Raw genomic sequence first — 11,812 nt, forward strand, 5'->3', positions numbered from 1 at the left:
TGTTTTCACACAACAAACAGGAGACTTCCCATGACAAGCAAAGCCCTGATCGACAGCGCCGTCATCAATTCCACTACCGCAGGCAGTAAAGGTCTGGCAGACCGTCTGTTCGCACACTGGTTCAGTCGCCTCGTCTACGCACAGATTTGGGAAGATCCGCAATCGGATATCGATGCGCTGCAACTGGAACCCGGTTCGCGCATTCTGACCATTTCTTCCGGCGGCTGTAATGCCCTGGCTTACCTGAGCACACGCCCGTCGGTCGTGCACGCAGTGGATCTGAATGCCGCCCATCTTGCCATGCTGAACATCAAACAGCAGGCGATCCGCCATCTGCCGGATTACCAGTCAGTACTGAGTTTTCTCGGCGATGCCGGTCAGGAAGATAATCTGAAACGGTATCAGCGCCATATCCGCGAACATCTGGACAGCAATGCCCGTGCATTCTGGGAGAAGCGCAGCATGAATGGGAAACCACGTTATCATTATTTCACCCGTCAGACTTATCAGCACGGTCTGCTCGGCGAATTTATCGGTTTGTCGCACTGGCTGGCACGCCGGCTTGGCGGTGATCTGAGCAAAATGATGGAAGCACGTGATCTGCAGGATCAGGCAAGATTGTTCGATCAGTATGTGGCACCGGTATTCGACACCGCCTTTTTCCGCTGGATTGCACGTCAGCCTGTAGCCTTGTACAGCCTCGGTATTCCGCCATCGCAGTTTGAAGAATTACGCAAAGATGCACCGGACGGTCTGCATTTACTGTTCCGTGAGCGCATGCGTCATCTGGCCTGCGATTTCCCGCTGAACGAAAACTGCTTTGCACATCAGGCATTCGCACGCCGCTATGACACCAGCTGCCAGACCGCATTGCCGCTGTATCTGCAGGAACAGCATTTCCAGGCAATCCGCAGCCATATCGACCGCGTGCATGGCCATCACACCACGCTGACCGCCTTCCTGCAACACCAGCCGAATAACAGTCTGGATGCATATCTGTTTCTGGATGCGCAGGACTGGATGGATCAGGGCCAGCTGACCGGTTTATGGCGCGAAGTCACCCGTACCGCCACACAAGGCGCCCGTGTCGTGTTCCGCACCGGTGGCAGCCAGTCACCGCTGGAAGAAAAACTGCCGTCGGGGATTCTGCAGCAATGGGAAACCGATCCGGAACATAACCGCCGCCTGTACGCGACCGACCGCTCTGCCATCTACGGCGGTATGCATCTGTACCGCAAACGCTGACCCCGACAGGTGCCGAGTTGAATTCGCCTTTACCATCTTCACAGGTGGCGGAGGCTCTGTGGCTGATGACCGCGAAAGCCCGCGGCGGCAGCCACTGGGTCAGTAATGCCGCGTGTCAGATCGATCAGCTGGAATGGGCCGGGCAGCATTTGCCGGTCAGCCTGCTGCAGAAATCTGATGCGGTTACCGCTTATACCTGCAGTCCGTATTCCGCCTGGATACGCTACCCCCGTGACGAACTGCGCCAGCACGTTGCAGCACCTTGGCAAACTCTGGCATCGTTCGCTGCTTCCGTCGCCTTATCACCACTGGCTGCCATGATGTGGCGCTGCAAACTGGATCAGGCGGCAATCATCGGTAACCATCTGGTGTCTACCAATCTGTATCAGCCCTGGCAAGCCGAACAGATTGCCTGTCTGCCAGCAGCCTTGCGACGTCAGTTTCCTGAACGGCCATGGATGATACGGAATCTGTGCCACAGTCTGCATCACGACACCATGCAGCATCTGCAACAGCAAGGCTGGCTGATGCTGCCTGCGCGCCGTATCTATCTGTGCGATCCGTCCGATCCTGCAGTCTGGAAACATAACCATGTAAAACAGGATGCCAAATTACTGAAACGTGCGGAAGTCAGCCTGATACATCATGATCAGTTGCAACCTGCCGACATTCCAGCCCTGCGCCAGCTGTTTCGTCAGGTGTTTATCCACAAGCATTCCGCACTGAACCCGGATTTCAGTGAAGATTTTTTCGCGCTGTGTCTGGAAACCCGCTTCCTGCAGCTTTTCGCCCTGCGTTATGAAGGAAAATTATGCGGCGTACTGGGCTTACAAACCGAACCGCATTCCGGCTGGATAACGACACCACTGATCGGCTATGACACCAGTCTGCCGGCAAAACTGGGCTTATACCGTCATCTGATGGCTTTATTGCTGGATCAGGCCAGAGAACAGCAACTGCGCCTGCATTACAGTTCCGGTGCTGCCAGTTTCAAACTGGCGCGCGGTGGTAAAGGTGAAACAGAATACACCGCCATCCATCTGGCGCATCTGCCGGGTTGCCGCCAACTGACTAGCCATCTGATGCATCGCGTATTACAACAATGTGCACCGGCATTGCTGGAAAAAGCCGACACCATCCACCGCTGAACGTCAGGCAGGCTATCGTACGGCCTGCCTGAAACTGCCCTCATCTCACCAAAAACTCTCCTGAAACCCGCTAAAAAAACAGTCTGTTTTCCTGTGGAAAAGCACTGGCTTTATCCACGGAAAATTTGGGGACAACACTGCATCTTTTCAGGCTGCATATTTTTATCCCGAAACTGCCAGCAATTCTTACATGGCTTATCAATAGCTCTGTACAGGCACTAAGTGACTGTAAACGTGGATGTTTACGTACTTATCCACAACAAACCACCTGCGTTAACTATCTCTACTACAGATATATATATCTATTAAATTCATACAAAAGCATCGGGAAAATTTTTGCAGACAAATGTCTTTTCCAAAAAATCCAACTCAGTCACTTTTAAAACCAGACGGTCTTTTTTTTTATTTTTTCAGCTTGTCTCCAAACTTTCCTTTTTTGAAAAGTTCAGCAATGCACTTTTGATCACTCCTCACCCTGAAATACCGGTTTTTTTTCTGAAGACCATCGCAAAACACCAAAAATGACCGTTCAACATCGTAAACGCGACAAAAAAACGGGCTGGTGAAAAATATTTTTGTGGATAACCCTGCTCATATCCCCTGCAATCTTTGTGATCAACTACTGGTTTACGCAAAACCGGATTTTTTGTTCAGTTAACGTCCGCCCTTTTTACAGACTTTCTGCAAAACCTTATCCTGAAAGTAAACATTTGATTTTGTGGATGTTTACCAAGTTATCCACAAAAAGAACGCCCGTTAACCATTACTACCATTTTTGTATACAGTTATTCATTCTTAAGCTATCCACAGCCATTTTTCAGGCACTCGCTTTTTGCAAAAAAGGGCTTTAGAATCCGTGACTTAGAAAAGCCAGCACGCTAAATGACGATGCATCAGGCAGTATTGGGAGTACTGCGTCTGCAGCTTTTACGTGAATAAACTTGAACTTTTCCACCGGTGAACTAGGTTTTCTCTGTTTGCATTTTTGATTCCTCATCAGGAACGGAGAAAACCATGAAGAAATGGCTGTTTTGTTGTTTGCTGAGTCCCTTATCGGTATTTGCCTGTGATTTTTCGGCCGGAAAATTTCAGAAAATCACCGAATCAGAGTTTTCTGCTGAGCTGCAACTGGCAAAAAACGGGACTTTTACGCTGACACGCGAAAGCTGGATGCCTGGTCAGCATCCTTTTCGGGAGTCACATACCTGGCGTGGCACATGGGAATGCTCAAAAAATAAGCTGACACTTCACTATGCCGGACAAAGTGTCGAAGGTTACTGGGCTGAAGAAAGTTTATCCGGTGCGGGGCTGGCACAAACACCCAAATCTCTGCACTTTTCTGCACAAAATACGCAGGATGGTTTATTTGACGGGACCAGTTTCTGGCCAGAAGCGATCAACCGTCGTTTTGCAGCAATGCAGGCAAAGTTGTCACTCGGTCAGAAAAGCTGAAACAGCAGAAATGCCTGATGCATTTGCCGTGCATTGTGTATCGGAAGAATACTGTAGGAAGAACTGTACTGTGGATATGCGGGCATCTGTCCACAGTACAGTTGCAGTTAGGCTGGAAAATCAGCGACCTGCCGGTGTCAGCAGATTTTCAGGCTGTCCGGCGGCAAACGCCAGAATATTGCTGAAAGCTGCGCGGAAATACAGCTCGTAACTGTCTTGCTCAACATAACCCAGATGCGGGGTCAGCAATACGTTTTCACGGCGCATGAGCGCATCCTGCAATGGCAAAGGTTCGGTTTCAAAGACATCCAGTGCAGCAAAACCGGGGTGTCCTGCATCCAGAGCAGTAAGTAGTGCGCCGGGCGCAATCAGTTCTGCCCGGCTGGTATTGACCAGCAATGCATCACTTTTCATTGCTTGTAAGTCGTCGGTCGTTACGATATGCCGGGTCTGTTCATTCAGGCGCAGATGCAATGTCACCACATCGGATTCTGCAAAAAAAGTCCGCCGGTCCGGCGCGGTTTCCAGGCCATCCGCCTGTGCACGCTGACGGCCGGCTTCGCTGCCCCAGATCCAGACCGGCATACCGAAAGCCCGTGCATAGCCGGCAATCAGTTTGCCGATTTTGCCGTAACCCCAGATGCCGAGCCGGCGTCCTTTCAGAACGCGACCGAGTCCGTTCAGTTCAGGTTTGATCGCAGAACTTTGCCATAAGCCTTGCTGCAGCAGATTGGCATAGTTCGGAATACGGCGGCTGGCCGCCATGATCAGCGCCCAGGTCAGTTCGGCTGGTGCAGTCGGATCACCGACACCTTCCGCGATTGCAATACCCAGTTCACGTGCCGCTTCTACATCAATATTGCCGGATACCTTGCCGGTTTGTGAAATCAGTTTCAGATTCGGCAGTTTATTCAGCACAGCGCGGGTCAGGCGTGTGCGTTCCCGTATCAGGACAACGGCATCAAACGGCGCCAGCCGGATCGCCAGTTGCCCCGCGCCGCTGGCGCTGTGCTGAAACACTTTGACTTCGTGTTCTTTCAGTAAATCAAAGCAGCGTAATTGTCTGACGACATCCTGATAATCATCCAGAATCGCGATTTTCATTGGAGTTTTCCCTCAGTTTGATGGCACATGCACCACAGATGAAAGCATTTCACTTTCAAAAAGCATAGTCGTATGCTAACGAAATTGACATAAAAAAGGTTCTCAAGCGTAGCGACGGGTGTACAATAGCCTGTTAAGTAGCTTTTGATTCTTCTGCCAGCTCCCCAGCAGGTGCTGGTTCGCCGCCCGGATTACCCGTCCGTCCGGTTTATTATCCGACAGAACCGCCGCTAGGTTTCTGCATGCTGGAGCTGGAAAACCCCCGGTTTTCATTGTGCTCGCATCTGACCAACGACGATCCTGCCGTGCCGCTACACAGGTTTTTTATTAAACAGGACTTGCAGGCGTGAACCCTGACCGGTTCTCCGGCCCGTGCTTACGCTGAAAAGTCCGAATGGCATTGGAGGTAGTATCGTGAATAACCCTATCATGGAAGGCGTGGTAGCGCTGAACGCACCCGCATACGTTAAGCACCAGAAACTGTTGAACTGGATCGCTGAAATCGCCGCTCTGACAAAACCGGACAGCATCTACTGGTGCGACGGTTCCCAGGAAGAATACGATCGTCTGTGCGCACAGATGGTTGCTGCAGGCACCATGAAAAAACTCAGTCAGGAAAAACGTCCGAACAGCTATCTGGCCTGTTCCGATCCGACTGACGTTGCCCGTGTGGAAGACCGCACTTATATCTGCTCCGCGAAAAAAGAAGATGCAGGTCCGACCAATAACTGGATGGACCCTGCAGAAATGCGCGCTACCCTGAACCCGCTGTTCGACGGTTGTATGAAAGGCCGTACCATGTACGTGGTGCCTTTCTCTATGGGTCCGCTGGGTTCCCCGATTGCACATATCGGCGTGGAACTGTCTGACTCTCCGTATGTAGCCGTCAACATGCGCATCATGACCCGTATGGGCAAAGCGGTGTACGACGTGCTGGGCGCGGACGGTGACTTCGTTCCTTGCGTACACACTGTCGGTAAGCCACTGGCAGCCGGTGAGCAGGACGTTGCTTGGCCATGCAATAACACCAAATACATCGTTCACTACCCTGAAACCCGCGAAATCTGGTCTTTCGGTTCCGGTTACGGTGGCAATGCGCTGCTGGGTAAAAAATGCTTCGCGCTGCGTATCGCTTCCACCATGGGCCGCGATCAGGGCTGGCTGGCAGAACACATGCTGATTCTGGGCGTGGAATCTCCGGAAGGCAAAAAACACTATGTGGCAGCGGCATTCCCGTCTGCCTGCGGTAAAACCAACTTTGCGATGCTGATTCCGGCAATCAAAGGCTGGAAAGTCACCACCATCGGCGACGACATCGCATGGATCAAACCGGGCAAAGATGGTCGTTTGTACGCGATCAACCCTGAAGCCGGTTACTTCGGCGTGGCACCGGGCACCAATACCGCAACCAACTCCAACTGCATGGCGTCCCTGACCGGCAACACCATCTTCACTAACGTCGGTTACACCGATGACGGCGATGTCTGGTGGGAAGGTATGACCAAAGAAGCGCCTGCGCATCTGATCGACTGGCAGGGTAAGGACTGGACACCGGAAATCGCGAAAGAAACCGGCCGTAAAGCCGCGCATCCGAATGCACGTTTCACCGTGTCTGCAACCCAGAATCCGGTGCTGGACGCGGCATGGGATGATCCTGCAGGCGTACCGATCTCTGCCTTCATTTTCGGCGGCCGTCGTTCCACCACCGTACCGCTGGTAACAGAAGCCCGTAACTGGGTGGAAGGCGTGTACATGGCTGCAACCATGGGTTCGGAAACCACTGCTGCGGCAGCGGGTCAGCAAGGCGTGGTCCGTCGTGATCCGTTCGCGATGCTGCCGTTCATGGGTTACAACATGAGTGACTACTTCCAGCACTGGCTGAACGTCGGCAAAAAACTGGAAGAAGCAGGCGGCACACTGCCGGCAATTTACTGCGTCAACTGGTTCCGTACAGATGAAAATGGTAAGTTCGTATGGCCAGGCTTCGGCGACAATATGCGCGTACTGAAATGGATGCTGGATCGTATCGAGGGCAAAGCAGCGGCAGGTAAAGAACACCTGTTCGGTACCAGCCCTGAATACGGCGATCTGAACTGGGAAGGTCTGAACTTCACTGAACAGCAATTCGCACAAATCACTTCCATCGACAAAGCCGCATGGGAAGCTGAGCTGAAACTGCATGCTGAACTGTTCGACAAGCTGGCTTACAATCTGCCGGCAGAACTGGAACAGCACCGCCAGAAACTGGAAAGCGGTCTGGCATCGCTGTAATCCGCAACACGGTGCCTGCGATTCTGATCGCAGGCCTTGTGAATAAAACCCCTGACAGTGCGAACTGCAGGGGTTTTTTGCTGGATGAATGAAAACGCCGTGGAATGCCTGCGCCCTGCACAAGATATGAATGCCAGTTCAGGAATCCGCAATAGCACTGCAGCAGCCGTGTTCCTGCCGTTTTAAGTCGATCCGGACGGCGAAATTCGTCCATCGTGCGACGCCAGCGCTTATCCCCCTCCCAGTCCGTCCACGCCTGATCAGACAAGCTCAGCGTCAACACATCATGCAGATATCGTCATTTCACAAAAACGGAGAGCCGCACTTTCTGCCGACGACCGCCGGATCGCTGTGCAGAACACCGCATTTCGGTCATTTTCAGCCGGTTTTGGCTTCCCACAGGGCTGGCGCAGGCTGGCACGCTTTGCAGCTAGCGATATACATCCCCGGTAAGCCCCGTGAATTGCGCGTGCTGTTGTCTCTGACTTAGCCAGTGCCATCCTGCCGGCGCATGTTTGTCGCCAGAAAAACAAAAAAGCACCATTTCCCGTTGGGATGATGGTGCTTTTCACTGAATATCTGCACGGCGGCAAGTGGCACGCCGTTCAGATTTTCGTGTTGCGATGCAGTATCAGGTACGTGCGCCCATTGCCTGCAGTTCAGCGGCCATGGCAGGCGAGCTCAGTTCGCTGTCATTTGCCAGACGACGCAGGGTCAGACGGGTGCGCAGCAAACGTTCTGCTGTTTCCTGTGCGCGGGTACGTGCCGGGAACAGGCTGACCCAGAAAGCGCGGGCGATACCGGACAACAGAGGACGGAAAGTGAAAAACACGCTGGTCAGCAATACCAGGCAGGCAAACAGTTGCAGGGTAGTGGTAACGCCGCTGACAACAACATCGGAAGTGGCCCAGCTGGCTGTGGTTGGGAGTGCAATATTCAGGAAAGACATGATGAAATCCGCTTGTATCGTAAGATAATGGGTGCATAATATTGCAACGCAACATAACATTCCAATTCCGATTTCTGATAAATGCTATACGGTTTGTGAATGGAATAAAAAACATCCCCGCAGGACAGTGATAAGAACGGGGAATAACGGTGCCCTCGCTGGCATCACCATTTGAGTGAGCGGAGACTACGCATGAATTTTCTTACCCTGGATCTGAATTTGCTGCGGGTGTTTGATGCGGTCATGATTGAACAGAATCTGACCCGCGCCGCAGACAAACTGGCTATGACCCAGCCGGCTGTATCGAATGCCTTAAAGCGCCTGCGCTATTCGCTGAACGATGAATTGCTGATCCGCACCGCCTATGGTGTGAAGCCGACGCCGCGTGCCGAAGCGCTGTGGCCTGTCATACGGCAGGCTTTATCCACGCTGGAATCGGCGCTGGCGCCGGGGGCCTTCGATGTCTCGCAGGCCGCAGTGACTTTCCGTATGGCGATGGCGGATGCAACGGCCGCCTTGTGGATGCCGACCCTGATGCGGGCGATTCAGACCGAAGCACCGGGCGTCAAAGTGCGCATGATGCCACTGACCACGCGCGAACCGCGTCCCATGCTGTTGCGTGGTGATATTGATATCGCGGTCGGTTTTTTCCCCGGCGTGGTCGCGCAACTGACTGGCGGGCAAGCTGCCGGTAACAGTGCAATCCGCCATGAACGCTTATACACCGGTCATTATGTCTGCGTGATGCGCAAAGACCATCCGCTGGCGCACAGCAAACTCACGGTCGATGATTACTGCAATGCGAATCACTTGCTGGTCAGTTTTTCCGGTCGTGCCCACGGTCTGATCGATGAAATTCTGGCTGCCAGCGGCCGCGAGCGCCGCATTCTGCTGACCGTGAATCAATTCTTCACCGCGGGCCGGGTGGTCGCAAATTCGGATCTGATCACGGTACTGCCGCGCCATCTGATTTCCGCGACCGGTATGACCGATGCGCTGATCTGCAAAGAACTGCCGTTTGAAACGCCGGAAGTCCACGTCGATATGCTGTGGCATGAACGCGATGGCCGCAATCCGGCGCATAAATGGCTGCGTGATAATCTGGTCAACATGACCCATTCGAATCTGGTACCGGAACTGGAACAGGACGTTGCGCCACTGGAAGACGACTGAGGCCGCGCAGAACGGGCGCTCCGATTCCAGTTACAATCGCGGCTGGACTTAACAGGCAGACGAATTATGTTTACAGGAATTGTTCAGGGCGTGGCCCGTATTGCAGAAATCCGCGATGTACCCGGTTTGCGTACTTTCCGCATCGCTTTCCCGGCGGGCTTTGCTGCCGGTCTGGAAATTGGTGCCAGCGTTGCGGTAGACGGCGTCTGCCTGACCGTCACAACCCTGCATGGCGGCGATGCGGCTTCGTTTGACGTGATGCAGCAAACCCTGAATATCACCACGCTGGGGCAGTATCAGACTGGCCAGGAAGTGAATGTGGAGCGGGCCGCGCGCGATGGTGCAGAAATCGGTGGTCATCCTTTGTCCGGCCATGTTGATTTTGCCGCCAGTGTTGCTGCGGTGCGCGAACTGGAAAACAATTACGTGCTGCGTATTGCCGTGCCGCAACAATGGCTGCCATATTTGTTTGCGAAGGGTTATGTCGCCATCAATGGTGCCAGCCTGACAATCGCCGAAGTCAATGTGGCGGAAAGCTGGTTTGAAGTCTGGCTGATTCCGGAAACCCTGCGCATGACGGTGTTCCGTCAGAAGCAAGCCGGTGCGGCGCTGAATATTGAAATCGAACGCAGCACGCAAGTGATTGTCGACACTGTACGCCGCCAGCTGGCCGATACACTGGCGCCATTGCTGCCGGCACTGGAACAGGTGTTGCAACAACAGGGCGGCGCAGATGCGTTGCGCATTCTGACCGGCAAACTGCGCTGATCTTTTGTCCGGAAACTATTGGCTGGCGCTGAACACCATGACATGTCCGCCAGCCAGCATATTGCTTGATACAAATTGTCAAATCAGCAGCGAAAAACTGCACAGTCTTACTTTCCGGAACTAGAATGAAACTGCCCTGATGCCGTCGCAATGATGTGCATCCAGATCTGAGGAGTTTCCTATGCAATTCCTGCAAGCTGAAGAACCGTCTCTGCCACCGTGGAAAGTGCTGGTGGTGGATGATGAGCCGGACGTGCACACCGTGACACGGCTGACGCTCAGCCGTTTCCGGCTGGACGGCCGCAGCCTGCAGTTTCTGAATGCTTACAGTGGTGCCGAAGCCCGCAAAATCCTCGGCGAACATCAGGACATCGCGCTGATCTTTCTGGATGTGGTGATGGAAACCGAAACCGCCGGACTGGATGTGGTGCGCTGGTTACGGGGTGAAGTAGGGAATACTTTCACCCGCATCGTATTACGTACCGGTCAGCCGGGACAGGCGCCGGAAGAAAGTGTGATCGTTGAATACGATATCAATGATTACAAAGAAAAAACCGAACTCGACCGCAAAAAACTCTTCACTACAACTTTTGCCGCGCTGCGTGCTTACCGCGACATCATGGAAGTGGAACAGGCGCACCGTTTCCAGCTCTCTTACCGCGAGGGTCTGGAGCGCGTGATTGATGCGTCCGCTCTTATTTTCCGGCAAAGAAACTTACACGATTTTGCGCAGGGCTTGCTGCAGCAAGTCGTTGCACTGCTGCAGCTGGAACACAGTATGTTGTTGCGGGTACGCGGTGCAAGCGGCATTCAGGGCGCAGACCGCTATGAAATTCTGGCGCGGCTTGGCGATGAAGAACAGGCAACCGAAGCGTTCGACACTGTATTGCTGGAACAGCTGGACGCCACCTGCGTCAATAAAATATCCCATTTATACGGCGACACCTTTATCGGATATTTTCCCAATCGCAGCGGGAAAACATCCTTACTGGTATTGCAGGGTGTGCATGATGTTTCGGAAATTGATGCGAAGCTGCTGGAAGTGTTTTCGTCCGGAGTGGCAATTGCGTTTGATAATATTTTACTGAATCAGGAAATTTCTGATACCCAGGGCGAACTGATTATGCGTCTGGGCGATGTGGTCGAATCACGTTCACATGAAGCGGGCAACCATGTGCGTCGTATGTCAGAAATCAGTTACATGATTGCACTGCAATCCGGCATGGATCCGGAAGAGGCGATGATTTTACGGCAGGCAGCGCCGATGCACGACATCGGAAAAATCGCAACGCCGGATGCAGTTTTGCTGAAACCGGGAAAGCTGGATGTGGAGGAATGGGAAATCATGAAACAGCATCCGGAAGTCGGTATGTCGATACTGGCCGGATCGCAGCGCCCGATATTAAAAGCATCCGCCATTATCGCGCACCAGCATCACGAACGTTATGACGGACATGGTTATCCGCAAGGTCTGGCCGGCGAAGATATTCATCCGTTTGCGCGTATCGTCGCTGTTGCTGATGTATTCGATGCCCTGATACAAAAGCGTGTCTACAAACCGGCATGGCCTGTCGATCAGGTACTGCAGCATCTGGAATCCGCTGCCGGATCGCACCTTGATCCTTACTATGTGAATATTCTGATTAAGAATGTGGATAAAGCGCTGGAAATCAACAGTCGCTATCCGGACTGAGCACTATGG

9 protein-coding genes are annotated in these 11,812 nt (G+C 53.1%); 7 read left to right on the top strand and 2 right to left on the bottom strand.

The genetic code is table 11. The features are described 5' to 3' along the window. The first annotated feature begins 30 nt into the window (after positions 1–30). The 3 genes from IE092_RS08645 (at position 31) to IE092_RS08655 (ending at position 3,845) form a co-directional block, all read left to right on the top strand. On the top strand, positions 31–1,245 hold the full coding sequence (locus IE092_RS08645; protein WP_189356673.1) for a BtaA family protein: 1,215 nt from the start codon (positions 31–33) through the stop codon (positions 1,243–1,245). Positions 1,246–1,262: 17 nt separating this feature from the next. After that, entirely contained in the window at positions 1,263–2,393 is a 1,131-nt protein-coding gene (locus tag IE092_RS08650) for a GNAT family N-acetyltransferase (RefSeq protein WP_189356675.1), read from the top strand. A gap of 1,014 nt (positions 2,394–3,407) precedes the next feature. Then, positions 3,408–3,845, top strand: coding sequence for a hypothetical protein (locus tag IE092_RS08655; protein WP_189356677.1), 438 nt, complete (start codon positions 3,408–3,410; stop codon positions 3,843–3,845). Positions 3,846–3,965: 120 nt separating this feature from the next. Here the strand turns inward: IE092_RS08655 and IE092_RS08660 are convergent, their stop codons facing one another. After that, positions 3,966–4,949 carry a D-2-hydroxyacid dehydrogenase family protein gene (locus IE092_RS08660; protein ID WP_189356678.1) on the bottom strand — a complete coding sequence of 328 codons (984 nt, stop codon included), beginning with the start codon at positions 4,947–4,949 and terminating at the stop codon, positions 3,966–3,968. Between the two features lie 414 nt (positions 4,950–5,363). Between IE092_RS08660 and IE092_RS08665 the strand changes: the two genes are divergently transcribed. After that, a complete protein-coding gene (locus IE092_RS08665) occupies positions 5,364–7,220 on the top strand; it encodes a phosphoenolpyruvate carboxykinase (GTP) (RefSeq protein ID WP_189356680.1) in 1,857 nt (618 codons plus the stop codon). Positions 7,221–7,851: 631 nt separating this feature from the next. On the opposite strand, the gene IE092_RS08670 is transcribed toward IE092_RS08665, so the two are convergent. Beyond that, positions 7,852–8,169 (bottom strand): hypothetical protein, encoded by a 318-nt coding sequence (locus IE092_RS08670; RefSeq protein ID WP_189356682.1) that lies wholly within the window; start codon positions 8,167–8,169, stop codon positions 7,852–7,854. Positions 8,170–8,361: 192 nt separating this feature from the next. Here IE092_RS08670 and IE092_RS08675 point away from each other — a divergent pair, with 192 nt between their 5' ends. The 3 genes from IE092_RS08675 to IE092_RS08685 all read left to right on the top strand — a co-directional run bounded on the left by IE092_RS08675 (position 8,362) and on the right by IE092_RS08685 (position 11,803). Beyond that, positions 8,362–9,342: a LysR family transcriptional regulator gene (locus IE092_RS08675; protein ID WP_189356683.1), complete on the top strand. Its 981-nt coding sequence runs from the start codon at positions 8,362–8,364 to the stop codon at positions 9,340–9,342. Between the two features lie 66 nt (positions 9,343–9,408). Continuing rightward, entirely contained in the window at positions 9,409–10,110 is a 702-nt protein-coding gene (locus IE092_RS08680; protein WP_189356685.1) for a riboflavin synthase subunit alpha, read from the top strand. 181 nt (positions 10,111–10,291) lie between these two features. Continuing rightward, positions 10,292–11,803 (top strand): HD domain-containing phosphohydrolase, encoded by a 1,512-nt coding sequence (locus IE092_RS08685; RefSeq protein ID WP_189356687.1) that lies wholly within the window; start codon positions 10,292–10,294, stop codon positions 11,801–11,803. Positions 11,804–11,812: the final 9 nt, after the last annotated feature.

Origin of the sequence: Cognatundibacterium squillarum (genome assembly GCF_014652435.1) — a bacterium.
GTDB classification, from domain to species: domain Bacteria; phylum Pseudomonadota; class Gammaproteobacteria; order Burkholderiales; family Burkholderiaceae_D; genus Undibacterium; species Undibacterium squillarum.

Coding starts and splice junctions, on each gene's coding strand:
- IE092_RS08645 (WP_189356673.1), top strand. CDS start 31: ATGACAAGCAAAGCCCTGATCGACAGCGCCGTCATCAATTCCACTACC.
- IE092_RS08655 (WP_189356677.1), top strand. CDS start 3,408: ATGAAGAAATGGCTGTTTTGTTGTTTGCTGAGTCCCTTATCGGTATTT.
- IE092_RS08660 (WP_189356678.1), bottom strand. CDS start 4,949: ATGAAAATCGCGATTCTGGATGATTATCAGGATGTCGTCAGACAATTA.
- IE092_RS08670 (WP_189356682.1), bottom strand. CDS start 8,169: ATGTCTTTCCTGAATATTGCACTCCCAACCACAGCCAGCTGGGCCACT.
- IE092_RS08675 (WP_189356683.1), top strand. CDS start 8,362: ATGAATTTTCTTACCCTGGATCTGAATTTGCTGCGGGTGTTTGATGCG.
- IE092_RS08680 (WP_189356685.1), top strand. CDS start 9,409: ATGTTTACAGGAATTGTTCAGGGCGTGGCCCGTATTGCAGAAATCCGC.
- IE092_RS08685 (WP_189356687.1), top strand. CDS start 10,292: ATGCAATTCCTGCAAGCTGAAGAACCGTCTCTGCCACCGTGGAAAGTG.